Here is a 24,619-nt window from a genome sequence, read left to right as displayed (position 1 = left end):
TTTCCCTCACCACATGCCATTGAGGTGAGAGGCAGGCTGATCGATGAAATCGCTCTGGTTGGACCGGGAGATGCGCTTCACCTCCGACCACATCCCTGAGGAAAAGCACTTCGACACCATAGTGGTAGGCGCAGGGCTCACTGGAATGGTGACGGCCTTGCTGTTGTCCCGGTCGGGCCAGCGCGTGGTGGTTTTCGAGGCCAGAACGCTGGGTGCCGTGACCACCGGCAACACCACAGGGAAACTGAGCCTCTTGCAAGGCGGTGTACTGTCCGCCCTGCGTGGCCAGTACCCCCTGAAAGTGGTGCAGGCCTATGTGGAGGCCAACAAGTCCGGCCAAGCCTGGCTGACGCAGTACATGGAGCAGCAGGGCACTCCGTTCCAGCGCCGAACCGCGGTGACGTTCGCAACCACGGACGACGGCGGCCAGCGGCTCCGCAAAGAGGCTGCGGTTTCACGCGACGCAGGTTTGGACGTGCACTTCAGCCGTGATGCCGGCCTGCCGTTCCCCGTGGTGGAGGCGCTGGAGCTCGAAAACCAGGTGCAGATCAACCCCATGGACGTGCTGGAAAACCTCGCCAGGGACCTCCGCGGGCATGGCGGCATGATCGTCGAGGACATGCAGGTCCAGAAGGTAGGTTCGGAGCAGCCCTTGGAAGTCTCCACGCCCAAGGGCACCTTCACAGCGGACACCGTGGTGCTGGCTACGGGGACCCCGATCCTGGATCGCGGCCTGTACTTTGCCAAGCTTGAGCCCAACCGGTCCTACGCGGCTGCCTTGAAGGTACCTGGAGATATTCCGAAAGGGATGTATCTTTCCATCGATTCACCCACCCGGTCCCAGCGCACTCAACCCACTCCCGAGGGCGAATTGCTCCTGGTGGGCGGCCACGGACATGCGGGTGGCCGGGCCGCATCGCCGCAATCGCACCTGGATGACCTGCTCGGATGGTCAACGCGGCACTACCCTGGCGCTGAAGTCACCCACACCTGGTCTGCCCAGGACTACCGGGCCACCAACCTGATGCCTTTCTTTGGCAAACTTCCCCGCGGACACGGACGGATCTTCTTCGGCACGGGCTATAACAAATGGGGGATGAGTAACGGGGTGGCGGCAGCACTGTCCATCACCTCGGACATCCTGGGAGGCCAGTCCGATTGGGCCACCGTCATCCATCATCGCGTCACCTCACCGAAAGGCGCGGTTGAGGGTGTCCGGCACAATGCGGACGTTGCCCGCCGGATGATCGAGGACAAAGCCAAGGTCAGGAGAAACCCCGAGATCACCGACGAAACCCGCCCACCGGAGGGGACGGGCGTCGTCGGACTGTACAAGGGTGATCCGGCCGCCGTGTCCACTGTGGCGGGGAAGGTCTGCAGAGTCTCTGCCTTGTGCACGCATCTGGGCGGTCTCCTGAGCTGGAACGACGCCGAGAAGTCCTGGGATTGTCCGTTGCATGGCTCCCGGTTCACACCTGAGGGCAAGTACTTGGAAGGGCCCGCAACCCGTCACCTGAAAGAGTCCGTCGGCAAGAAAGAGACCTAGCCCAGCCGGTCTACGCGCCTCTGGGCCTGGTCGGCAGCGCGTCGTTTTTGTGTAGCGTCCCTGACTGAACGTTTCTTCAGGGATTCCGCCGCTTCAGCGTCCCTGGTCAAGCCAATCAATTCCGCTTCCAGGGACGACAAGCGCTTTTTAGCGTCCTCAATGTCGGATTTGAGGCGTGTTCGGCGGGCTGAGAGTTCGTTGACGACGTCCCACGCTGAGGATGCCGTCGCTTCGGCCTCCGCGGCTTCTTGATCCGCGGCGTCGAACTCTTTTTGCGCTTCCTTCAACGCTGCCCGTTGCTTGGCGGCCCGGCGATCCGCCAACGACGTGGCCTCTTCGTCTGGTCGATTCTTCTTCGGTGCCGCTTCTTTGGGAGGGGTCGCCTCTTTGGTGTGGGGCGCGGGTTCCTTCTTTGGCGCCGGCTTTGCGGCGACCTCGTGTTCGGGGACAACAAGGTCCCCAGGGATTGCCGCAGCAACCGCACCTGTGAGGTCCACTGCCTCGAAACCGCTGCCACTGAGCCCCCGTACCAGCCGGCCAGTGCCGATGGCGGCAGCCGCCCCGGCGTCGGCCATGGCTGCCCTGAGCGTTTGTTCCACGTCGGCGGCAGCAGCTGCACTGAGGGGTGTTCCCAGCTCGCCGGCAAGGTCCTTGGCTGCATGCACGGCCGAGGTCAGGTTCCCCTGCCGCTGCTGTCCGAGCTCACGAAACGCGTCTGCGTCTCCCGCCTCCTGAGCGGTTCTGAGGGCAACGCCAAAACGCACGACGCCGTCAATCACCTCAGGCTTGTGAACGGACAGCATGTTGATGGCCCAGGCGCCGGCGGCGGGTTTGGGCAGGCCGGCGATCTCCTTGGCCAGGTCCTTTTCCCCGCCATCCTTGGCTTTGCGGGCCATGGCGGTTCGTTCAGTGGTGAAGTCTCTGGGCGGCACGGCGTACAGCTCTTGGGCGGCATCGCGGAGATCCATGGACTCATCCTAGGGTTTACCGTGCCCGGTCCGTCGGACCGAATCCTTAATGCGCCGCTGCTTAGGGTAGCCTAAGTCGAGTGGATCAGATCATGAGCTTGCCCTTCGGCGTCGCCCTCGCGGCGCTCTTTGCCATTGTCATGATCCGCGTCAACGTCACATACTGGATCGGACGCGGTGCCGTGGCCGGGTTCGCCCACACCCGCTTCGGTCGATCCCTGGAGCGTCCCAAAGCAGCCCGTGCGCAAGTCCTCATCCAGCGGTGGGGGCCGTACGCCGTCGTACTTTCCTTCCTGACCATTGGTCTGCAGACGGCCATCAACCTTGCAGCAGGTGCTGCCCGCATGCCGCTTCGCAGATACCTGCCCGCAGCTATTGCCGGTTCGCTCATGTGGGCGTTGCTGTACGCCACCATCGGGCTGGCAGCCTTGGAGGCCTGGCTTGCGGTTGCGGCAGCGTCGCCCGTTGGGGCCGGGCTGGGGGTTGTGGCCTTGGCCGTCGTCATCGTCTGGGTAGTGGTGGTTCGCAAGCGTCGTTCTGCGGCCAAATCTGCGGATACAGTGGTCTGAGTTCTACTGCTGGATCGGCGAAAGGCTCGGGTTGACTACTGCATTACCGGAACTGGCGGATGGCGATTTCTACTACGAATCGTTGGGCCAGGGCCGTTACAGGTCCACCATCCATGCCCAAGGTGCGTGGAATCCGCATGAGCAGCACATGGCCCCGGCGTCCGGCATCATGGCCGACGCCCTTGCCAGGCATGAGCCCCGGGACGATGTCCGCATGGCAAGGATCAGCTATGAAATCCTGGGGCTGATTCCCGGCGGCGAGTTCCAGGTCACCACCTCAACGCTGAGGCCGGGCCGGACCATCGAGCTCATCCAGGCCGAGCTCTCCGCTGGAGGCCGTGTAGCCATCCGTGCCGCTGCCTGGCGCATGGTGACCAGCGATACCAGCGCTGTAGCAGCAATTGAGGACGAGCCCATGCCGGCTCCCGACGAATGCAAGCCGTGGGAAGGTGCAAGTGTGTGGCCTGGAGGCTATATCCGTTCCCTGGAAATGCGCTTGGCGGAGGGCCACCGGCCTGGATCAGGCAAAGTGTGGATCCGCACCTCGCATCCCCTGACCGATCATGACGACAGCTCGGATCTCGCACGGTTGATGGGTCTGGTGGACACCGCCAATGGGATCGCAGCCAGGGTACCTCCCGGCGAAGACAGCTACATCTTTCCCAACGTTGACCTCCAGATCCACATGTACCGGGCGCCGTCCGGTGAGTGGCTGGGCCTGGACAACAAAGTCTCGTTCGGAGCCGACGGCATTGGCCTGACTTCCACAGTGCTCCATGACATCAACGGGCCGTTCGGCAGGGCCGAACAGATCCTGACGTTGAGGAAGAGCTGATGCGGGCCGAAGCAGCCACGGCGCAGCTCACGGCCTACCGCCAGCTGGAATCCATGGGTGCTGCACAAGACCTGGACTTTGCCTTGGAGCTGTTGCAACGAGCCCGCCATGGGCAGCTGGGCCCCTCGCTTCGCCTGTACCGTCCGCAGCCAACTGTTGCGTTCGGACAGCGGGATGCGAACCTCCCTGGCTTTCCCGCGGCTGAGGAAGCCTGCAGGGAGTTGGGGTTCGAGCCCCTGATCCGGAAGGCCGGCGGACGCGCTGCTGCGTATCACCAGGGGACGTTGGTTATTGACCACATTGAGCCGCATCCGGATGCGATCGTGCGTGCGAAGGCCCGGTTTTCGGAGTTCGGTGAGTTGCTGGCCGGCGCGCTTCGCAGCGTTGGTGTCCACGCCGCCGTCGGCGAGATCCCTGGGGAGTACTGCCCTGGTGAATTCAGCGTCCACGGCGAGGACCCTGACTTTCCGGCCCACAGCATCAAACTGATTGGCACCGCGCAGCGGGTAGTCTCCGGTGCGTGGCTCTTCAGCTCCGTGATTGTGGTGGAAAACTCAAAGCCCATTCGTGAGGTCCTGACGGCCAGCTACGCAGCGTTGGGCCTTGACTGGGATCCTGCAACGGCCGGTGCCGCCAATGACCTGCTGCCGCACCTGGATGTCCAGACCGTGGAGGACGCCGTCATCGAGGCCTACCGCGGGTACGCGGACGTCGTCGACGGCGACTTCCGGAGTCTGGTGGGCTAGGGACGGGAGCCCCGGCCTTCCAGACCCCGGAGGTTGCCTGGCCTGCGTCAGTGCCCGCGGGCGATCCATTCGTCCAGGTGCGGTTTTTCCGCTCCGATGGTGGTGGAGTCTCCGTGCCCGGTGCGGACCACTGTCTCTTCCGGCAAGCTGAGCAGTTTGGTCCGGATGGACTCGATGATGGTGGGGAAGTCGCTGTAGGAGCGTCCCGTCGCCCCGGGGCCGCCCTGGAAGAGGGTGTCTCCGCTGAAGAGCGTCCCTTCGCTGGGCAAGTGGAAGGAGACGGATCCCGGTGAGTGCCCCGGCGTGTGGATGGCTTTCAGCGTGGCTTCTGCAACGGTGAACTGGTCGCCGTCGGCAATTGCGGCATCGGGGTCAACGTCCGGGAACACTGCCCGCCACAGCATCCAGTCGTCCTGGTGCAGGTGGATGGGTGCTTTGGCGAGTTCCGCAAATTCACCTGCCGAGCGGATGTGGTCGTCGTGGCCGTGGGTCAGCAGGATGGCTTTGACGGTGCGGCCGTTGACTGCCTGCAGGATGGCGTCAGGGTTGTGGGCGGGGTCGATGACGAGGCATTCGGAGTCGTCCCCGACAATCCAGACATTGTTGTCGACGTCCCAGGTGCCGCCGTCGAGCGAGAACGTGCCTGACGTGACCACGTGGTCAATGGTGAGGGTGCTCATAGTTCAACCACCGATCGGAGGACGGCGCCGTGGTGCATTTTGTCGAATGCTTCTTCCACTTGGTCGATGGTGATGCGTTCGGTGACGAAGGCATCGAGGTCCAGCTTGCCCTGCTTGTAGAGGTCCACCAGCATGGGGAAGTCCCTGGAGGGAAGGCAGTCGCCGTACCAGGATGATTTGAGTGATCCGCCGCGGCCGAACACGTCCAGAAGCGGCAGTTCCAGGGTCATCTCCGGTGTGGGGACGCCTACCAGGACTACTGTTCCTGCGAGGTCGCGGGCGTAGAAGGCCTGCTTGTAGGTTTCGGGACGTCCGACGGCGTCAATCACCACGTCGGCGCCGAAGCCGCCTGTCAGGGCGCGGATTTCTTCGACGGGGTCCCCCTTGGAGGAGTCCACGGTGTGGGTTGCGCCAAGGTCCTTGGCGCGCTCGAGCTTCTTGGCGTCGATGTCGACGGCAATGATGGTGGTGGCGCCTGCGAGCGCGGCACCTGCGATGGCTGCTACGCCCACTCCGCCGCAGCCGATGACGGCTACGGAGTCGCCGCGCTTGACGCCGCCGGTGTTCAGCGCCGCGCCCAGACCTGCCATGACGCCGCAGCCGAGGAGCCCGACTGCGGCGGCATCGGCGTCGGGGTCTACCTTGGTGCACTGGCCGGCAGCGACCAGGGTTTTTTCTATGAACGCGCCGATGCCCAAGGCGGGTGAGAGTTCCGTGCCGTCTTCGAGGGTCATTTTCTGGGTGGCGTTGTGGGTGTTGAAGCAGTACTGGGCCTGGCCGCGGTTGCAGGCGCGGCAGTTGCCGCAGACTGCACGCCAGTTGAGGACCACGCGATCGCCGGGGGCTACGTCGGTGACGTCGGGGCCTACTGCGCTGACCACGCCGGTGGCTTCGTGGCCGAGCAGGAACGGGAAGTCATCGCTGATGCCACCGAGTTTGTAGTGGAGGTCGGTGTGGCAGACGCCGCTGGTGAGGATGTCCACCAGGGCTTCGCCGGGACCGGGCTCGGGAACCAGGATGGTTTCCAGGGTTGCGGGTGCGCCTTTGGAGCGGACGACGACACCTTTGACTGCGTGGACCATGGGAATGTTCCTTTCGGACTCGCGGAGAGCGGGCCCTTAAATGCAGCAGGGCCCGCTACGGATTCCCAATCTGTCTATCACAGGTGGCAGACAGCGTGTGGATTGTTCCGTGCGGGCCCTGGAGGGGTTACGCGTGGAGCCGGCGGTTATGCGGCGACCAGGCGCTTCTCAACCTCGGCAGCGGAGGGGTTGGTTGCCGCGGTTCCGTCGGGGAAGAGGACGGTGGGGACGGTGCGGTTGCCTCCGTTGAGCTGCTCGACGAGTTCGGCAGTGCCATCCACTTCTTCGATGTTGATCTCTGTGTAGCCGATGCCCTTGGCGTCCAGCTGCTTCTTCAGGCGGTTGCAGTAACCGCACCAGGTGGTCGAGAACATGGTGATGGTGCCGGAGTCGGGAGTGAAGTCCACAGAGCTCTCCTCAGTAGTGGTTTGCACGGATGATTCGTTGTTATCAACGGTAACCTGCCCCCTGATAATTCCCGTGTGGGCTGGAAGCCGGGTTACGTCACAAGTGTGCGCTGGCGCGATGTGGGAGGAGGCGGCAGACTGTTGGCATGTGTGGACGTTATGTAATGGCCCGTGCGGTGGGGGACCTGCTTGCCGACTTCGACGCCGAGCTGGAGAACGAGATCGCCCTCGAAAAGTCGTGGAATGTGGCACCCACCGATGCTGTTCCGATCGTGCTGGAGCGGCTTGTCGATGACAATCTGAAGCGGCAGCTCCATGTTGCCAAGTGGGGCCTGGTGCCATCGTGGGCCAAGGATCCCAAGGGGGGCGTCCGGTTGATCAATGCCCGCAGCGAGACCCTCTTGGAGAAGCCTTCCTTCAAGAAGGCTGCTGTTGCCCGGCGTTGCGCAGTTCCGGCCGATGGCTACTACGAGTGGAAAAAGGGCGAGGGGAAGAACAAGCAGCCCTATTACGTACACCCGGGAGATGGCCAGGCCCTGGTTTTTGCCGGCTTGTATGAGTGGTGGCGGGACCAGTCGGCAGCGGATGACGATCCCGGGCGCTGGCTGCTGTCCATGTCCATCCTGACGGCGGACACCCCCACTGCTGAGTCTGCCCGGACGCGTCGCAGTGCTTCGGTGTTTGACGAGCTCACTGCCCTGCACGACCGCGTTCCGCTGCCCATGGACCCGGAGACCATGGAAGCCTGGTTGGATCCGCGGGAGAAGGACGCTGCGGGACTGGTGGAGATGGTCCGTTCCAAGGCGCACGACACCGCCTCCGGGTGGACGTTGGATCCTGTGGGCAGTGCCGTGGGGAACGTCCGCAACAATTCACCGGAGCTCATTGAGCCGGTGGAGGGCCTCTTCTGACCTCAGAGTGCTTCTGTTACCGGGACCCCGGACTGGAAGTCGCGGCCGTCAGCTTCGCTGAAGCCCGTCATCACATGGCCTTTGCTGAGCCCGTGGATGGCCGACATGGGGAAGTTTCCGGTGATGACGTTGCCGGAATGCTCTACGCCTTTGATGTCGTAGTTTTCCTCGGCGCTCAGGGAGTGGTTGAAGGAGTAGAAGGAGATGGCCTCTCCGTTCATGAATTCGATGCCGAGCCTGCGCTGTGAGGAGTAATCCTCACTGGCAGCAACAAGGCCCACGACGTAAGCGCCGGAGCCTGGTATGTTCCCATCGATTTCAAACCTTGCCACCAGGTTGTCGTCCGATGCCGTGATGTTGACCTGCTTCAGGAGTGCGTCATTGGTACTCATGCCACAATCCTGCTCTGTGGACCCGCTGCCGTCCACCCCTTGACTTTCATCCTTCCAACAGGCGCCGGATGTTCCGCGCCACCGATGCCCTGTCGATGTCCTGGCCTTTACGTGCGGTCAGAAGGTGCATGGCAAGGCCATCGCCGTAGTCGGCTACCGACTCGGCCCGCGTTCTGGCGTCCGGCACGTTCAGGAAGCCCAGGATGTGGGCCAGTCCGGCGAGCATCCGCTCGTGACCGGCCGCTACGACCTCCGGCTGGTCCAGGGCAAAAGCGAACCTCGCCCGGGTGAGGTCTGCATTTTCCAGCGCCAGTCCCATGAGGGCGCCGGTGAGTTGTTCTGCCAAGGCCGCCACCGACGTCGGCGTCTCCCATCCGCCCTGCTGGAGCAGGAGCGTATCCCGCTCTTCGACGCGGTCGACGGCGGCACTGACCAGTGCGGCGCGGTTGCGGAAGTAGTTCGAGGTGGTTCCTACGGCCACGCCGGCTTGGGCATCGACGGCCCGATGGGTAAGTCCCTTGAGGCCTTTCGCCGCCACGACGGCAAGGGCAGCGTCGGCAAGTTCTGTTCGGCGGTCCGGCATGGCGAAAGTCTAGCCCCAAACCCTATCGCCACTACAAATGTAGTAGTACAGTGTGGCCATGGAAAAAGTGGACATCATCGGCGGCGGAATTGCCGGACTGGCGCTCGCAGCACGGCTGGACCCCGGCAAGTTCGATGTCACGGTGTACGAGCAACGTCCGGAACTGCCCACGGTAGGAACAACACTGGCCATGTGGAGGGAGGCCCAGGAGGCCTTGTCCGGGCTGGGGATCCTGGGAGCTGCCCGGAGCAGGGGAGCCATCATCACGACAGGAGCGCTCCGCAGCCCCTCAGGTGAGCCCATGCTTTCCATGGAAGGGGATGGGCTCCTTGGGGTGTCGCGGCCGGAATTGTTGAAGCTTCTGGACTCTGCCGTCCCCGAAGGCGTCCGCCGGCTAACCGGGCGCGTGGACCGACTCCCCGGTGACGCATGGCTGACTGTCGGGGCGGATGGGGTCAACAGTATGGTCCGGCAGGCTTCCTGGGGATCGCGCAGCGCCGCCAAGCCCACGCCGTTCCTCGCAGTCCGTGGAGTCATTCCAGCAGCTCCGTCCGCAGATGACATTGGCGAGTACTGGGGGCGCGGGGAGATTTTTGGTTTGGCGCCTGCCGGCAGCGGAACCAACTGGTACGCCTCCTTCCGTTCGGACCTCGGCCCGGAGAAAGTAGACGTTGCCCAGGCTCTTGAACTGACGCGGAGCCGGTATGCCCACTACTCGCCTGCGGTGGGAAAGGTCCTTTCCTTGGCGGTGCCGGACAACTCCCTGGCCCAACGGATTTGGACCACGCCGCCCCTGGGTCGTTATGCGCGGGGCAATGTGGTGTTGCTCGGGGATGCCGCCCACGCCATGACACCCAATTTGGGCCGGGGCGCCTGCGAAGCATTGATCGATGCCGTAACCCTGGGCAAGCTACTCAACGAAATGCCATTGAAGGCAGCCCTCGACACCTATGGCAGGAGGCGGATACTGAGAACCCAGCAACTTCGCCTGGCATCCTCAGTGATGGGCAGCATAGCCCTCGCCCAGGGAATGCAGCCCTGGCGTGATGCCCTGTTGAAGCAGGCGGGAAAGCGGGTAGTGCGGTCCAGGGAGAAGGCTGGAACTTCGAAGTAGGTTTTGTCCCGACCCCGGCGTAAACTGGATTTATTCGAACATACATTCGAATACAAAATCCGGCGCAAACGAGGTGAGGATATGGGGCTGTTCAGCGAGTCCGTGGAGGTCGGCTGCACGGAAACAGGCCAGCCACGCACCGTCCACTGGAAAGGCGCGCACTATTCAGTCTCCAATGACCCCGTCCGGTGGTACGAGCGGCGCCAATGGTGGCTGGAAGAAACCCGCGCCGCCATAGGAACCGGAGCAGGTCTGGTGGACCACGAAATATGGCGCGTCCAACTCCAACCCGTAGAGGCAGATGCCCCGGCTGCGGACACCATCACCCTTGACCTTGTCCGCCATGTCAGCAGCGGACGATGGCGGCTCCTGCGCATCCACGACGCTGCGCCGGTACAGGCCGTAGAGCCTGACGAAGCAGCGTGAACCCTTGAGCTTCACCCACCTGCACGTCTCCACCGCCTTCAGCGCGCACTACGGCGTCTCCTGGCCCGACGAACTCGCCCAAGCAGCCGCAGCAGACGGCGCCACAGCGCTCGCCTGCACAGACCGCGACGGCCTGTACGGCACCATCAAACACCTCAAAGCCTGCATGGACGCCGGCCTCGATCCCATCGTCGGGGTGGACCTGGCTGTCTTCGACGACGACGGCGACCACCGCACCCAGGTTGCGGGCCGCGTCGTCGTCCTCGCCCACGGCAACAACAACGGCGCCGGCTACCGGGCGCTCTGCCGCCTCATCTCCGACGCCCACGCACGCACCTCAGGCAAAGCCGGGGGAGTGATCCCCGCCGCAGTCACCCGGGGCGAGCTGGCCTCAAGGACACTGGACCCCCACACCCTTAAACCCGTGCTGACAGTCATGATCGGACCGGACTCAGATGTTGGACAGGCCATGGGAGGCCGAAGATACCTGCGGCCAAGAACGCTCTTCAAACAATGGATCGACGCCATGCCACCGGGCACCATCGTCACCGAAGTAGTCACCCACCTCAGCGCCCCTGGAGAACCACTCAGCACCGCACACGCCGTACGCATGCTCAAACTCGCACTCGAATACAACATCCCAGCCGTCCTCAGCAACGCCGTACGCTACTGTGCCCAGGACGGTGCCGCCACCGCGGACGTCCTGGACTCAGCCCGCACCCTCAAATCCCTCCCCGAACTCTCAGCAGCGCCCATGCTCCAACCAACAGGCCAAGGCTGGCTGAAAAACGCACAACACATGCACCAACTCGGCAAAGAAATCATGGCCGCGGCAGGACAAGGAAAAGCGGACCTGCACAAACTGCTCGCCAACACCGAAGCGCTCGCCGACAAATGCCGCATCCACCCCAACCTGGACATGGGGTGGAAGAAACCCGTGGTTCCCGAAGCCACCATCATCGGCATCGACGGCGACCCCATGGTGGAACTCACCCAGCGCTGCCAGTCCGGCATCACCAGAAGGTTCCCGCGCATCTCAGGAGAAGCAGAAAAGCAGCTGCGCTCGCGGTTGGAGCATGAACTCGGCATCATCGCCCGGCTGGGTTTTGCCCCCTACTTCCTCACCGTTGCCGAGGTATCCAGGATGATCCTTGATATGGGCGTCAGGGTAGCCGCGAGAGGATCCGGTGCGTCCAGCCTGGTGAATTACTTGATCGATATCAGCCAGGTGGACCCGATCCGCCACGACCTCATTTTTGAACGATTCCTGTCAGGCCGCCGCTCAACCCTGCCCGACATTGACTTGGATGTTGAAAGCGCAGAAAGGCACAACGTCTATCGGAAGATTTTTGACCGCTTCGGAGCCGAGCGGGTCACCCTCATGAGCATGCAGAACGGATACAGGGCAAGGGGGGCTGTCCGTGACGCAGGCCTGGCGCTGGGAATGGAAGATGGCGAAATCGGTGAAATCGCCAAACAATTGTGGAGGTTTTCAGCACGCAAATTCCGTGAAGCGCTGGTTGAGAAGCCGGAACTGCGCTCTTTTGCAGGCCGGGTGGAGCAAGGAGGCCTGGAAGAAAACCAGCAACTGGATCTCCTGGTGGACCTTACCGAAAGGCTGGACCGCTTACCCCGGCATATCTCCATGCACCCGTGTGGAGTGATTTTGGGAGATGCGACCCTCCTGGACCGCACCCCTGTGCAGCCCAGCGGATTGGGATTGCCCATGAGCCAGTTCGACAAACACGACATGGATCCCATGGGGATGCTCAAGCTCGATGTCCTGGGCGTGCGCATGCAAAGTGCCATGGCTTTTGCTGTCCGGGAAGTCATACGCCTTCATCCATCCAAAGCTGAAGTAGTGGCCGCCGGACGGCATCCGGTGGAACCTGGGGGAACAGGTCCGGACTATATCGCCGCCGATGGCAGGATCGATCTCAATGCTGTTCCCTTCGACGACGAACCCACCTATGAGCTGATCCGCAGCACCCACACACTGGGTTGTTTCCAGATTGAGTCCCCGGGACAGCGGGAGCTCATTGGAAAGATGGCGCCCAGAGAATTCAACGACCTCATCATCGACATCTCCCTCTTCAGGCCCGGGCCCATGAAATCAGATATGGTGCGGCCCTTCCTTGAGCATAGGCACGGGTTCGCTCCGGAGATTTATCCTCATGCGGACCTGAAGCCGGTTTTGCAGGAAACCCATGGGGTCACCGTGTTCCATGAGCAGATCCTGAAGACGTTTGATGTCATGACCGGATGCGGACTGGCAAGGGCAGATGAATTCCGCAGGGCTTTGGGAGATCAAGTACATGAGCCGGGGGTGGAGAGCTACTTCCGCCGGGAAGCCATCAAGAATTACGCGCCCGAGGTGGTGGACAAGGTCTGGGGAACCCTGAAGGCCTTCGGCAGTTTTGGCTTTTGCAAAGCACACGGTGCTGCCTTTGCTGTGCCCACCTACCAATCGGCTTGGCTTAAGACCCATCATCCCGAAGCCTTCCTGGCAGGGCTGTGGGAACACGATCCCGGAATGTATCCCAAGCGACTCCTGGTAGCCGAAGCACGCAGGCTGGGCATCCCCATCCTGCCCTTGGACATCAACCGCAGCCATGCCGAATACCGGGTGGAAAAAATCCAGGACGGTCCCCATCAAGGCAAACTTGGGATCCGCCTGAGCCTTACCGGAATATATGGGCTCTCAGGTGCTGAGCTGAAAAGGATCGTCGCAGGCCAGCCCTACGATTCCCTGGCAGACCTGCGGGCCCGTGCGAGGGTGAGCAAGCCCAACATCAAGAGGCTTGCCCAACTTGGCGCATTTGATGCCCTCCATCAAGGCTCCGGTGGAAAAGCCAACCGGGCAGACCTTGTGCAACACCTCCAGGCACTCCAGAGCAGTCCCACCAAAAAAACCACCGATGTCATTGAGGGGCAGTTGTCCTTTGCCTTGGGAGATGTTGAGCTGAGGAACCTGGCTCCTGAACTTCCCGAACCCTCCATGGTGGACAATGTCAGGGCAGAGCTGGATCTGATGGCCGTCGATGTCAGCGGGCACCTCATGGACAGCCACCGGCCTTTGTTGGACAAGCTGGGTGTCACTACTGCAGATAAGCTCCTCGGTCTTCGCAACGGTACTGAAGTGCTGGTGGCAGGGGTACGGATCGCAACCCAGACCCCGCCCATGCGTGGCGGCAGGCGCGTGGTCTTCATCAGCATCGATGACGGCACCGGTTGTGTGGATTCAGTCTTCTTCCATGAAGCCCAGGAAGAATCTGGACCCTTGCTGTTTGGGACCCGGTTGCTGCTGATCCGTGGAACCACCAGGCGGACAGGTCCCAAAGGCATCAGCCTCAGCGCCACCAAAGCCTGGGACCTGAGCCGGCCTGAAACGCTGCCCTTTACCGGGTTCCTGCCTGCCGGGGGCGATTTACCGGATGAATACACCCATCGAGGTGCCCTTCATGGCATCTCCAGGAACCTTGCCATCACTGGTTTGGGAAGCTGATGGACGGCTGCTTCAGGCGTCGGCGCGCTGCTTTGGCCGCCCCCGCGGAAGCAGATACGATTGACGGTGGCTGGCTGTGGTCCCCGTACGCCACAAGCTATGAAGCCTTAACCATGAATAGGAGACACCCGTGTCAGATGCCCAACAGATCACCCTCATCGTCGATGGCGAAGAGACCAAGGTGACGGAAGGGACTACCGGCGCGGAACTCTTCTTCGAGCGCCGCGACGTCGTTGTAGCCCGTGTCAATGGGGTTTTGAAGGACCTTGACCAGATCCTCACCGAGGGCGCAGACGTCGAAGGCGTCACCATCGATTCCCCTGATGGACTCAACGTCCTCCGCCACTCCACCGCCCACGTCATGGCACAGGCAGTGCAGCAGTTGCGCCCCGACGCCAAGCTCGGCATCGGCCCGTACATCACTGACGGCTTCTACTTCGACTTCGACGTCGCTGAGCCGTTCACGCCGGAGGACCTGCGGACCCTGGAAAAGATGATGCAGAAGATCATCAACCAGAACCAGAAGTTCGTCCGCCGTGTGGTCACTGAAGAAGAAGCCCGCCAAGCGATGGCCAACGAGCCCTACAAACTGGAGCTGTTGGGCAAGAAGAACGACGCGTCCGACGCTGCTGAAGGCGTCAACGTTGAGGTCGGCGCCGGCGACATCACCATCTACGACAATGTGGACCGCAAGAGTGGCGAGAGCATCTGGTGCGACCTTTGCCGCGGCCCCCACCTGCAGAACACCAAAATCATCTCCAACGCCTTCGCACTGACGCGTTCTTCTGCTGCCTACTGGCTGGGCAACCAGAACAACCAGCAACTCCAGCGCATCTACGGAACCGCCTGGCCCACCAAGGAAGCCCTCAAGGCCTACCAGGAGCGGATTGCCGAAGCCGAACGACGCGACCACCGCAAGCTTGGCGTGGAACTGGACCTCTTCTCCTTCCCGGACGAGCTGGGATCCGGTCTTCCGGTGTTCCACCCCAAGGGCGGCATCATCCGCAAGGCCATGGAGGACTACTCCCGCCAGCGCCACGTCGATGCCGGTTACGAGTTCGTCTACACACCCCACATCACCAAGGGGCACCTTTACGAGGTTTCCGGACACCTTGACTGGTACAAGGACGGCATGTTCCCGGCCATGCAGGTGGACGCTGAATTCAACGAAGACGGCACCGTGCGCAAGCCGGCCCAGGACTACTACCTGAAGCCGATGAATTGCCCCATGCACAACCTGATCTTCCGTTCCCGCGGCCGGTCCTACCGCGAACTTCCGCTTCGCCTGTTCGAATTCGGATCGGTGTACCGCTACGAAAAGTCCGGCGTTGTTCACGGCCTGACGCGCGTCCGTGGCATGACACAGGACGACGCCCACATCTACTGCACCCGCGAGCAGATGAAGGACGAGCTCACCACGACGCTGAACTTTGTCCTGGGTCTGCTCAAGGACTACGGCCTGGATGACTTCTATTTGGAGCTCTCCACCAAGAACGAAGAAAAGTTCGTTGGTGACGACGCTGCCTGGGAGGAAGCCACCCGCACGTTGTCCGAGGTTGCCGCTGCCTCCGGTTTGGAACTGGTGCCGGATCCGGGTGGAGCTGCCTTCTACGGCCCCAAGATTTCCGTCCAGGCGAAAGATGCCCTCGGCAGGACCTGGCAGATGTCCACCATCCAGCTGGACTTCAACCTGCCCGAACGTTTCGAGCTCGAGTACCAGGCTGCGGACGGAACCCGCCAGCGCCCGGTCATGATCCACCGCGCTCTGTTCGGATCCGTGGAACGCTTCATGGGCGTCCTCACCGAGCACTACGCCGGTGCTTTCCCGGCCTGGCTCGCTCCAGTCCAGGTGGTGGGCATCCCGGTGGCCGAGACATTCAACGACTACATGTTCGACGTCGTGGGCCAGCTCAAGGCAGCCGGCATCCGGGCCGAAGTGGACATCTCCTCGGACCGCTTCCCCAAGAAGATCCGCACGGCCAGCAAGGACAAGATTCCCTTCGTCCTGATTGCCGGAGGTGAGGATGCCGAGGCGGGCGCAGTCTCCTTCCGCTTCCGTGACGGCAGCCAGGACAACGGCGTGCCCGTGGCCGAGGCGGTCCGCAGGATTGTGGACGCCGTCAAGAACCGCGAGAGCTGACGGAACGGACACAGAGACGGTGCAGGAGAACACAGGCGCGGCAACTGGGATTCCGGGCGACGCCGACGTAACCGATGACTTCGGACTGGCGGGCGTGCCGGATGCATTTCAGCGCCTGTGGACTCCGCACCGCATGGCCTACATCAAGGGCGGGCAGGATCAATTCAAGAACAAGGACGACTGCCCGTTCTGTGTAGGACCAGCACGCTCGGACGAGGAATCCCTGATCGTGTACCGGGGGAGGACCTGCTATGTGGTCCTCAACCTTTTCCCGTACAACCCCGGGCACCTGTTGATTTGTCCCTACCGCCACGTGCCCGATTACACGGACATCACGGTGGAAGAGACTGCCGAATTCGCCGAACTCACCCAGACCGCCATGCGGGTCTTGAGGAAGGTATCGAACCCCAGCGGCTTCAACCTGGGTATGAACCAAGGCGTTACCGGCGGCGCAGGAATCGCCGCACACCTTCACCAGCACGTAGTCCCGCGCTGGGGCGGGGATGGCAACTTCTTCCCGATCATCGCCCAGACCAAGGCCATCACGCAGACATTGGACGAAGTCCGCAAGCTCGTGGCCGAAGCCTGGCCGGGGGAGTCGAATGCTGAATAGGCACGCGCGCGGCTTTTTCACATCACTTTTCACACCACTTGCCCGTTGGCTCCTCAAGATCGGCGTTTCCCCTGACGCGGTGACCATGGCAGGTACGGCAGGCGTGATCCTGGGCGGCTTGGTGCTTTATCCGCTCGGCCACCTGTGGTGGGGTTCTGTGGTGGTGGCATTTTTCGCCTTCTCCGACGTCGTTGATGGCATCATGGCACGGCTCCAAGGCAGGAGTGGCGGCTGGGGTAATTTCCTGGATTCCACCCTGGACCGTTTGGCTGATGGCGCGATCTTTGCCGGTATTACCATCTGGTTCTTCACCCAAGGTGAGGATCCCGCGATCGGAACTGCCGCCGTCGTCTGCCTTGTCCTTGGCATGGTTGTCTCCTATGCCAGGGCAAAGGCGGAGTCCCTGGGATACCAGGCCAGCGTGGGCATCGCCGAGCGCGCCGAGCGTTTGGCGTCGGTGCTGCTCATCACCGGCCTGACCGGATTGGGGCTTCCGCCCGTGGTGCTGTTCGGGACCTTGATCCTGCTGGCACTGGCCAGCGTGGTCACCATCATCCAGCGGATGTCCACTGTGCACCGGCAGGCCATGGCCGAGGCCGACGGAGCTGCTGCGGGCTAGCGGCTAACAAGTGGCCTGTCCGCAGGGAACTGGCATACGACCAGACTCGTCCCGTGCAGGTTGTGCACCTGTCCTACCACAGGGGCCTTTGTTGCCCGTCAAAGCGGTAATGAATGTACTCCCACCACGGAACGTGCGACTACTATTACTAGTACTTGGTCACCTTGACCTGAAAACCCGGTGTGTGCTGATTGCGGTCGTGTGGCTGCGCGCGCCTCCGGCAAAAGGTCGTTTATCTACCCATAGGGGTTTTTGTGTCTACACCAGATGTAAGCAACGAAGCCGGTTCGTCCGCGAACAGCGTCACGGGCAGCAGCCGCGTTAAGCGGGGCATGGCTGAGATGCTCAAGGGCGGCGTCATCATGGACGTCGTTAACGTCGAGCAGGCCCGCATCGCTGAGGATGCCGGTGCCGTGGCTGTCATGGCGCTTGAGCGCGTCCCTGCCGATATCCGCGCCCAAGGCGGTGTGTCCCGCATGTCGGATCCGGACATGATCGATGCGATCATCGCTGCCGTGTCCATCCCGGTCATGGCCAAGGCCCGTATCGGCCACTTCGTCGAGGCCCAGGTCCTGCAGTCCCTCGGTGTTGACTACATTGACGAGTCCGAGGTCCTGACCCCGGCCGACTACATCAACCACATCGACAAGTGGAACTTCACCGTTCCCTTTGTTTGTGGTGCCACCAACCTTGGTGAGGCGCTGCGCCGTATCAATGAGGGCGCGGCGATGATCCGTTCCAAGGGCGAGGCCGGCACCGGCGATGTTTCCAACGCCACCGGCCACATGCGCAAGATCCGCTCCGAGATCGCCAAGCTCGCCGCCCTCCCCGAGGACGAACTGTACGTTGCGGCCAAGGAACTGCAGGCCCCGTACGAGCTGGTCAAGGAAGTTGCCGCGACCGGTAAGCTTCCCGTTGTGCTGTTCACCGCTGGTGGCATCGCGACCCCGGCTGATGCTGCGATGATGATGCAGCTCGGCGCCGACGGCGTCTTTGTTGGTTCGGGTATCTTCAAGTCCGGCAACCCGGCAGAGCGCGCCGCCGCCGTTGTGAAGGCCACCACGTTCCACGACGACCCCGATGTGATCGCCAAGGTCTCCCGCGGCCTGGGTGAAGCCATGGTGGGCATCAACGTGGACGACATCCCGCAGCCCCACCGCCTCGCAGAGCGCGGCTGGTAAGAGTTAACCGCACGACGGCGGCCGGTCACCTTCCGAGGTGACCGGCCGCCGTCGTTTTTAATCCAGTCCTCGGCGCTTGAGGAGGGGTTCCAGCGTGGCATCCCTGCCCCTGAAGGAGCGGAAGGATTCCAAGGGATCGCGGCTGTTGCCGCGTGAGAGCAGCTCGGAGCGGAATCGCTCTCCGTTGGAACGGGTCAGGCCGCCGTTCTCCTTGAACCATTCCACGGTGTCCGCATCCAGTACTTCGCTCCAAATGTAGGAGTAGTAGCCGGCTGCGTAGCCCGCGCCGGCAAAGATGTGCTGGAAGTAGCCTGTCCGGTACCGCGGTGGAATCAGCGGGTGGGCAATGCCGGCGCCGGCAAGGGCCTTGGCTTCGAACGCGATGACGTCCTCTGGAACGTCCGCTTCAGCCAGCACATGCCAGGCAAGGTCCAACAGGGCAGCTGCGAGGTACTCGGTGGTGGCGAATCCTTCGCCCCACAGCAGCGAGTCATTGAGTTTGTCCACGGTGGCCTGGGGAAGTGGTTCCCCCGTGGAGTAATGACGGGCGTAGTTGGCCAGGACTTCGGGCCACATGATCCACATTTCGTTGACCTGCGACGGATACTCCACAAAGTCCCGGGGAACGGATGTGCCGGAGAAACGAGGGTAGGTGACATCGGAAAACAGCCCGTGCAGTGCATGTCCAAACTCATGGAATACAGTGCGGACCTCGTCGAGGGTCAACAGCGTGGGCTCGCCGGGAGCAGGTTTGGTGATGTTGAGGTTGTTGATCACCACCGGCTTTGTTCCCAGCAGGCTGGACTGTTCCACCAGTGAATTCATCCACGCGCCACCACGCTTTGAAGCACGGGTGTAGTAGTCGCCCAGGAACAGTCCGATTCCTTTGCCGTCCTCGTCGCGCACTTCCCAGATGCGCACGTCCGGGTGGTAGCCACTAAGGTCGGGCCGCTCGTGGAAAGTGATGCCGTACAACTGGGTGGCAGCATGGAAGACGCCGTCTGAGAGGACATTGTCCAAGCTGAAGTAGGGGCGCAGCGCTTGCTCGTCCACCTCGAACTTCTCCATGCGGACCCGGGCAGAGTAGTACGCCCAGTCCCACGGCTCCAGGTCATGCCCTGCCGAAGCGGCCAAGGCCTCGGCCTCGGACCGGGCGTTCCGGACGGCGGCAGGGGCCAGCCGGCCAAGCATGGCCTCCACATCGCCGAAGTTTGGTGCGGTCTGCTGGTCCACCACAAGCCCGGCATAGTTTTCGAAACCCAGGAGGCGGGCCTTCTCCGTCCGCAACCGGACAGTAGCTGACACGAGGTCCCGCACATCCATGGTCCCACCGCTGATGCCGCGTGCCAGGGACGCATCATACAAACGACGCCGGATGGTCCGGTTCTCCAGCGACGCTATAGCGGGCTGGTTGCTGGGCTGGATGAGCGTCAGCAGGTACTTGCCCTCGTGTCCGGCCGCTTTTGCCGCCTCGCTGGCCCCCGTGACGTCTTCTGCAGGCAGCCCGGCCAGGTCTCCGGCGTCCTCGAGCAGGAGCGCAGCGGACTTCATGCCGTCCTTGACCCGCTGGCCGAATTCGGTTCCCAACCGCGAGAGTTCTGCGTTGACATCCCGCAGGCGTTGTTGTCCAGCGGCATCAAGCTGGATACCGGACTGCCGGAACTCCTTCAGGTATTCCTCCACCAGCCGCGAGGATTCCGGATCGAGATCGGAGACGTCGATTGCGGCGAAGCGTTCATACAGGGCGCGGTTCATGTACACGGCGTCCTGGTGCGCCGAGAACTTGGGCGACAACTCAGTCTCCAGTGCTTTGATTTCATCAGAGGCATCGGCCGAAACCACAGTGAAGAACGCTGCAGCCGCCCTGTCCAGGAGTCGGCCGGAGCGTTCCATGGCCACGGCCGTATTCTGGAACGTTGCCGGTTCGGGGTTGTCCGTGATGGCTTGGATTTCCTGCAGGTGCCCGGCCAATCCACTATCGACAGCTTCGGCATAGTGCCCGGGAATGAGGCTGGTGAACGCCGGAAGTCCATAGGGCAGGGGGCTGGGGTTCAAGAGGGGATTGGTCATGAAGTGACTCTTTCACGTAAGAATCGTGTCCTCAAGGGCGGCACGCCCTGGCGTGCAGCCCTTCCGCCGTAGGATGAAAACCATGGGGAACATCACATCTGCGGCAGGACGGATCCGTCGTTCACGGGCCACGCTCGTGACGATCACGGCGTTGGCTGCATTGTCGCTGGGCGCCTGTGGCGTCATCGCCGAAACTGATGACCAGAACCGCAGCACCGCCGCCTCTGCTCCCGCTTCGGAGACCCCAACGCCCACCCGCACTCCGGCGCCCAACCCTACTCCCGGCAAGGGCCCGGCCTGCCCCGAGCTTCGTTGCACCTCCATCACCGTCACCGGTGACATGCTGGTCCACACCCAGCTATGGCAACAGGCAAGGGCCGACGCCGCAGCTGCCGGCCTTCCCGGGTACACGTTCGTCCCCCTCCTTGAAGGACAGCGACGCTATATCCGCAACAGCGACCTCGCCATCTGTCATCAGGAAACACCGGTGGCGACGCCCGAAGGCCCCTTCTCGGCCTATCCATCCTTCAACGTTCCGCCGCAGATCATCACCGCCTCCAAGGACGTTGGTTACCAGGCGTGCACCACGGCGAGCAACCACACCATTGACCGCGGGACTGACGGGCTTCTGCGGACGCTCGATGCCCTGGACGCTGCCGGTCTTAAGCACACAGGCTCCTACCGGACCGAAGCGGAGTCCAAGGAAATTTTGATGCTCCAAACGGAGGCTGCCAAGGTGGCAGTCATCATCGGTACCTATGGCCACAACGGCCAGATCCCCGAGTACCCGTGGCTGGTGGACGAGCTTGATCCCGCAGCCATGATCGCCAAGGCAACGCAAGCCAGGGCGTTGGGAGCAGACATCGTCCTGGGAGTGATGCACGCAGGCGACGAATATGCCAGCGAAGCAAACGCCCAGCAGCAGGATGTTGCGCACGCGTTGGTGGACAGCGGCCAGTTCACCATGATCTACGGGCATCACACCCACTCCGTGCTGCCGATCGAAAATTACAAGGGCACGTGGATTGTGTACGGGCTGGGCAACGGTGTCACGGAGTTGTCGCCGTGGTACGTGCTCAATAACGAAGGGCTGCTGGTGAGGGCCCAGTTCAGCCAGAATGCCGCGGGTGCCTGGAGGGCTTCGGACCTTGCCTGGGCGCCGTCGGTGATTGTCCGGGACCCCTACCGATGGTGCTCAGTGGCCAGCGACGCTCCACAGGGAGTCTGCGCATCGCCGGCAGCCGACGCTGCCACGTACCAGCGCACCAAAGAAGTGGTTGAGTCGATGGGCGCAGCGGCGGCAGGCGCGCACGAACTGCTGGTCACCAAGGAGAAATAGCGCCTATCGCGGGCGGCGGGCGGCGTGTTCGCGCGCGAGGCGGGCGTAGTCGTCGTCGGGCTTCCCCGGTACGAAGGTGCCGTACTTGCGCTCGGCCGCCGTTCGGATGAGGAAATCGGCAATCGCGGGGTTCTTTGGCAGCAATGAGCCATGCAGGTAACTGGCCACCACGTTGTTGTAGCGCGCGCCTTCGTGCCCGTCCTTGCTGTTGTTGCCGGCACCTTTGGTGACGGTCCCAAGAGGTTCGACGCCGGCACCCAAGGTGGTCTGCCCACTGTGGTTCTCGTAGCCCAGGATGTCCCCGAACTCGGTGGACTTCATGATCACGTTTCCAATGAGCCGCTCATCCGTGCCGTGCGTTTCAACGTCAAGGATGCCGATCCCGGGAATGATGGGTCCAGCGCTGGTTTTGAAGAACTTGCCGAAAAGCTGGTAGAGACCGCAGATCACCAGCATGGGGGCCCCGCCATCAGCGAGTTCCCGGAGGTGCTCCGCGCGGGCCTGGAGGTCGTCCTGGATGACCAGTTGGCCGCTGTCCTGCCCGCCTCCACCGACCACGATGTCGATGTCCTCGGGAAAATCGTCGCCCACGTTGTACTCCAGCAACTCCGGTGTGTAGCCGTGCCACTTGATGCGCTGCTGGAGGACCAGGGCGTTGCCCCAGTCCCCGTAAATGTTCATCTCGCGGGGGTAGAGCTGGAGGACGCGGAGGGTCCCTTTGCCGGGCTGTGGCGATTCGGGCTGTGCTTCCGAGGTCATGAGACCACCTCAACTATGGTGATTTTGGCGAGTTCGCGACGGATCGCGAGCATGGAGGTGTACGTGCAGAAAATTCGTTTGGGTTTGCCGCGGGAGCCGTTGATGAAGGTGCGCAGTGCGGCGGTAATGTCCGGTTCCACCGCGCCGAAGGGCACTTCGTCGTACTGCAGCCGCAGCGCCATGTCGTAGGCGCGGACGCCGGTGAGGACTTCCACGCCATCCTCGCGCAATGACTCGAACTCCACGTCCCAGAGCCAGGACATGTCCCTGCCGTCCGCGTAATTGTCATTGATGGCAATCATGGTGGCGTACCCCCCTGCCGGGAAGGACTTGAGCCCGAGCCGGAATCCACTGGGGTTCTTCACCAGGACAAGTTCCAGGGGTTGACCATCCACGGTGAGGCTTTCGCCGCGACCAAACGCGGGAGCTACTTCGCCCAGGGCCTTGACCAGTTTGGGGGTGTCCACGGGGCCGGTACCGAGGACCGCGCGTGCCAGCGACAAGGCGGCAGCTGCGTTGAAGATGTTGTAGACCCCACGCAGCTTCATCGCGGTACTGACGGTTTCGCCGTCGAACTCGAACTCGGCGTCCTGCGCGCCTACCCGGCGGAGTACGACGTCGGCAGCGGGCAGATCTACTGGCTCACCTTCCGCAGCAGCCACCGGAGTTCCGGACGGCGAGGGCCCGGAGCCCGAGGTTCGCATTTCGTCGTCGTTCGGGAAAGTGCTGCGCAGGGATTCGTCGAGGCCGAAGTACCGAACGGCGGGGTGGTGAAGTGCATCAACATCGTGAAGGATCTTTGCGATCCGGGCCACCCGGGGATCTTCACGGTTCAGGACCACGGTATCCGTGGTCCTGGAGGCGATGTGCTCCAACAAACGGGCAGTCTTGTCGATTTCGCCAAAGCGGTCTAGTTGGTCGCGCAGGACATTGAGGAGGAGGCTGAACCGGGGCTCCACTTTATTGACGAAGTGCACGGCATGCGCTTCGTCGAGTTCCAGGATGGCGATGTCGGCATCGAGCCGTCCGCGCCAGTCAACTTCGCCGAGGAGAGAAGCGGCCACGCCACGGGTGAAGTTGCTGCCGGAGCGGTTGGTGAAGACCTTCAGGCCTTGGCTTTCGAGGAGTTCCACCACCATCTTTGTGGTGGTGGTCTTGCCGTTGGTGCCGCTGACCACGGCCACGCCGTGGGGGAGTGAGGCCAGCGTTCGCTGCATGAAGCCGGGGTCGATTTTCTCAACCACCAAGCCGGGAAAAGCTGATCCTCCACCCCGAAGCCGGGACAGTGTGCGGACCAGCTTGCCGAGGGGGACGCTGAAGGAAAGCATGCTCTGTAATATATCCCAGTCAGGGCATGGAGCCCGGACTGATGGGAGTCCCCCGTGGTCGCAGAAGACGCCGCGGCAGGCGCAGCGCACTATGATGGATCAATGACCAACCCCCTTTCCGACGCTTCATCGCGCGTGGGTTCAGGACTCAGGATCGGCGTTCTGGCACTCCAGGGCGACTTCCGCGAGCATATCCACGCTGTGGAGGCCGCTGGAGCCACCGGCGTGGGCATCCGCCGGCCGTCCGAGCTGGACGATGTTGACGGCCTGATCATCCCCGGCGGCGAATCCACCACGATCGACAAATTGTCTCGGATTTTCGAACTGCGCGATCCGATTCAAAAGCGCATTGCCGACGGCCTTCCCGTCTACGGATCCTGCGCTGGAATGATCCTGCTGGCCGATGAGATCGCCGATCCTGCCAAGGACCTTAACGGAAATCCCCAGCAGACGTTCGGCGGCCTGGACATCACTGTGCGCCGGAACGCTTTTGGGCGCCAGCGTGAATCGTTTGAGACGGATCTCGATTTCAAGGGCCTGGACTTCAGTGCCGGCGAGTCCGGCGTGGATCCTGTCCACGCTGTCTTCATTCGTGGTCCCTGGGTGGAACGTGTAGGTCCGGACGTTGAAATCCTGGCGCAGGTTGATCCTGACCACGCCAGCCACACAGCTGCTTTGCACGGAGTGGCTAGAATTGTTGCAGTGCGCTCCGGCCACCTGCTGGCCACCTCCTTCCATCCGGAAGTGACTGGGGAGAAGCGCGTGCATGAACTCTTTATTCGAATGATCAGAGGAGAAGCGTAAAG

General features: G+C 62.4%; 23 protein-coding genes. 14 read left to right on the top strand and 9 right to left on the bottom strand.

Annotation, left to right across the window (positions count from 1 at the left end):
• Positions 1–43 precede the first annotated feature (43 nt).
• Positions 44–1,546 carry an FAD-dependent oxidoreductase gene (locus tag ACIQLI_RS09230; RefSeq protein WP_400387403.1) on the top strand — a complete coding sequence of 501 codons (1,503 nt, stop codon included), beginning with the start codon at positions 44–46 and terminating at the stop codon, positions 1,544–1,546.
• Here the strand turns inward: ACIQLI_RS09230 and ACIQLI_RS09225 are convergent.
• Complete coding sequence (locus ACIQLI_RS09225) at positions 1,543–2,514, bottom strand: hypothetical protein (RefSeq protein ID WP_400387400.1); 972 nt, start codon at positions 2,512–2,514, stop codon at positions 1,543–1,545. The genes ACIQLI_RS09230 and ACIQLI_RS09225 overlap by 4 nt on opposite strands.
• 80 nt (positions 2,515–2,594) lie before the next feature.
• Here ACIQLI_RS09225 and ACIQLI_RS09220 point away from each other — a divergent pair, with 80 nt between their 5' ends.
• Genes ACIQLI_RS09220 through ACIQLI_RS09210 form a run of 3 tightly spaced genes read left to right on the top strand, consistent with a single transcriptional unit; the run spans position 2,595 to position 4,664 of the window.
• Positions 2,595–3,083 (top strand): DedA family protein, encoded by a 489-nt coding sequence (locus ACIQLI_RS09220; RefSeq protein ID WP_400387397.1) that lies wholly within the window; start codon positions 2,595–2,597, stop codon positions 3,081–3,083.
• 31 nt (positions 3,084–3,114) lie between these two features.
• Positions 3,115–3,918, top strand: a complete 804-nt coding sequence (locus tag ACIQLI_RS09215) for a thioesterase family protein (RefSeq protein ID WP_400387395.1) — start codon at positions 3,115–3,117, stop codon at positions 3,916–3,918.
• The gene (locus ACIQLI_RS09210) at positions 3,918–4,664 is read left to right on the top strand and encodes a biotin/lipoate A/B protein ligase family protein (protein ID WP_400387393.1); all 747 of its coding nucleotides are present in this window, start codon (positions 3,918–3,920) and stop codon (positions 4,662–4,664) included. The genes ACIQLI_RS09215 and ACIQLI_RS09210 overlap by 1 nt, the downstream gene beginning before the upstream one ends.
• Before the next feature lie 47 nt (positions 4,665–4,711).
• Here ACIQLI_RS09210 and ACIQLI_RS09205 read toward each other — a convergent pair whose 3' ends face one another.
• From ACIQLI_RS09205 to ACIQLI_RS09195, 3 genes are all read right to left on the bottom strand, one after another.
• Positions 4,712–5,344, bottom strand: coding sequence for an MBL fold metallo-hydrolase (locus tag ACIQLI_RS09205; protein WP_400387390.1), 633 nt, complete (start codon positions 5,342–5,344; stop codon positions 4,712–4,714).
• The gene (locus tag ACIQLI_RS09200) at positions 5,341–6,426 is read right to left on the bottom strand and encodes an S-(hydroxymethyl)mycothiol dehydrogenase (protein WP_089595264.1); all 1,086 of its coding nucleotides are present in this window, start codon (positions 6,424–6,426) and stop codon (positions 5,341–5,343) included. Before ACIQLI_RS09200 ends, ACIQLI_RS09205 begins: the two co-directional genes overlap by 4 nt.
• Before the next feature lie 146 nt (positions 6,427–6,572).
• Positions 6,573–6,833 carry a mycoredoxin gene (locus ACIQLI_RS09195; RefSeq protein ID WP_400387386.1) on the bottom strand — a complete coding sequence of 87 codons (261 nt, stop codon included), beginning with the start codon at positions 6,831–6,833 and terminating at the stop codon, positions 6,573–6,575.
• Positions 6,834–6,997: 164 nt separating this feature from the next.
• Between ACIQLI_RS09195 and ACIQLI_RS09190 the strand changes: the two genes are divergently transcribed.
• Positions 6,998–7,744: an SOS response-associated peptidase gene (locus ACIQLI_RS09190; protein ID WP_400387585.1), complete on the top strand. Its 747-nt coding sequence runs from the start codon at positions 6,998–7,000 to the stop codon at positions 7,742–7,744.
• A gap of 2 nt (positions 7,745–7,746) precedes the next feature.
• Here ACIQLI_RS09190 and ACIQLI_RS09185 read toward each other — a convergent pair whose 3' ends face one another.
• Positions 7,747–8,136 (bottom strand): hypothetical protein, encoded by a 390-nt coding sequence (locus ACIQLI_RS09185; RefSeq protein WP_089595262.1) that lies wholly within the window; start codon positions 8,134–8,136, stop codon positions 7,747–7,749.
• A gap of 46 nt (positions 8,137–8,182) precedes the next feature.
• Positions 8,183–8,719: a TetR family transcriptional regulator gene (locus tag ACIQLI_RS09180; RefSeq protein ID WP_354227030.1), complete on the bottom strand. Its 537-nt coding sequence runs from the start codon at positions 8,717–8,719 to the stop codon at positions 8,183–8,185.
• Between the two features lie 52 nt (positions 8,720–8,771).
• Here ACIQLI_RS09180 and ACIQLI_RS09175 point away from each other — a divergent pair, with 52 nt between their 5' ends.
• The 7 genes from ACIQLI_RS09175 (at position 8,772) to pdxS (ending at position 18,317) form a co-directional block, all read left to right on the top strand.
• Positions 8,772–9,833, top strand: a complete 1,062-nt coding sequence (locus tag ACIQLI_RS09175) for an FAD-dependent monooxygenase (RefSeq protein ID WP_400387382.1) — start codon at positions 8,772–8,774, stop codon at positions 9,831–9,833.
• Positions 9,834–9,914: 81 nt separating this feature from the next.
• On the top strand, positions 9,915–10,259 hold the full coding sequence (locus tag ACIQLI_RS09170; RefSeq protein ID WP_400387379.1) for a DUF6504 family protein: 345 nt from the start codon (positions 9,915–9,917) through the stop codon (positions 10,257–10,259).
• Positions 10,260–10,263: 4 nt separating this feature from the next.
• Entirely contained in the window at positions 10,264–13,764 is a 3,501-nt protein-coding gene (locus tag ACIQLI_RS09165; protein WP_400387376.1) for a DNA polymerase III subunit alpha, read from the top strand.
• Between the two features lie 130 nt (positions 13,765–13,894).
• Complete coding sequence (thrS, locus tag ACIQLI_RS09160) at positions 13,895–15,904, top strand: threonine--tRNA ligase (protein ID WP_354227022.1); 2,010 nt, start codon at positions 13,895–13,897, stop codon at positions 15,902–15,904.
• A gap of 19 nt (positions 15,905–15,923) precedes the next feature.
• Positions 15,924–16,517, top strand: coding sequence for an HIT family protein (locus ACIQLI_RS09155; RefSeq protein ID WP_400387373.1), 594 nt, complete (start codon positions 15,924–15,926; stop codon positions 16,515–16,517).
• Positions 16,507–17,136: a phosphatidylinositol phosphate synthase gene (gene pgsA / locus ACIQLI_RS09150; RefSeq protein WP_400387370.1), complete on the top strand. Its 630-nt coding sequence runs from the start codon at positions 16,507–16,509 to the stop codon at positions 17,134–17,136. The genes ACIQLI_RS09155 and pgsA overlap by 11 nt, the downstream gene beginning before the upstream one ends.
• Positions 17,137–17,390: 254 nt before the next feature.
• A complete protein-coding gene (gene pdxS / locus ACIQLI_RS09145; protein WP_017197521.1) occupies positions 17,391–18,317 on the top strand; it encodes a pyridoxal 5'-phosphate synthase lyase subunit PdxS in 927 nt (308 codons plus the stop codon).
• A 57-nt stretch (positions 18,318–18,374) separates the two neighbouring features.
• On the opposite strand, the gene ACIQLI_RS09140 is transcribed toward pdxS, so the two are convergent.
• The gene (locus ACIQLI_RS09140) at positions 18,375–20,387 is read right to left on the bottom strand and encodes a M3 family metallopeptidase (RefSeq protein WP_400387367.1); all 2,013 of its coding nucleotides are present in this window, start codon (positions 20,385–20,387) and stop codon (positions 18,375–18,377) included.
• 82 nt (positions 20,388–20,469) lie between these two features.
• On the opposite strand from ACIQLI_RS09140, the gene ACIQLI_RS09135 reads away from it, so the two are divergent.
• Positions 20,470–21,726: a CapA family protein gene (locus tag ACIQLI_RS09135; RefSeq protein WP_400387364.1), complete on the top strand. Its 1,257-nt coding sequence runs from the start codon at positions 20,470–20,472 to the stop codon at positions 21,724–21,726.
• A 3-nt stretch (positions 21,727–21,729) separates the two neighbouring features.
• Here ACIQLI_RS09135 and ACIQLI_RS09130 read toward each other — a convergent pair whose 3' ends face one another.
• Both ACIQLI_RS09130 and ACIQLI_RS09125 read right to left on the bottom strand, forming a co-directional pair.
• A complete protein-coding gene (locus ACIQLI_RS09130; protein WP_400387362.1) occupies positions 21,730–22,485 on the bottom strand; it encodes a type 1 glutamine amidotransferase in 756 nt (251 codons plus the stop codon).
• Entirely contained in the window at positions 22,482–23,813 is a 1,332-nt protein-coding gene (locus ACIQLI_RS09125; RefSeq protein WP_354227009.1) for a MurT ligase domain-containing protein, read from the bottom strand. The genes ACIQLI_RS09130 and ACIQLI_RS09125 overlap by 4 nt, the downstream gene beginning before the upstream one ends.
• A gap of 102 nt (positions 23,814–23,915) precedes the next feature.
• On the opposite strand from ACIQLI_RS09125, the gene pdxT reads away from it, so the two are divergent.
• Positions 23,916–24,617, top strand: a complete 702-nt coding sequence (gene pdxT / locus ACIQLI_RS09120) for a pyridoxal 5'-phosphate synthase glutaminase subunit PdxT (protein WP_354227007.1) — start codon at positions 23,916–23,918, stop codon at positions 24,615–24,617.
• Positions 24,618–24,619: the final 2 nt, after the last annotated feature.

The organism is Paenarthrobacter sp. NPDC091669 (assembly GCF_044756725.1).
In the GTDB taxonomy this organism is placed as follows: domain Bacteria; phylum Actinomycetota; class Actinomycetes; order Actinomycetales; family Micrococcaceae; genus Arthrobacter; species Arthrobacter bambusae_C.
This window is presented reverse-complemented; position numbering and strand designations above follow the sequence as displayed.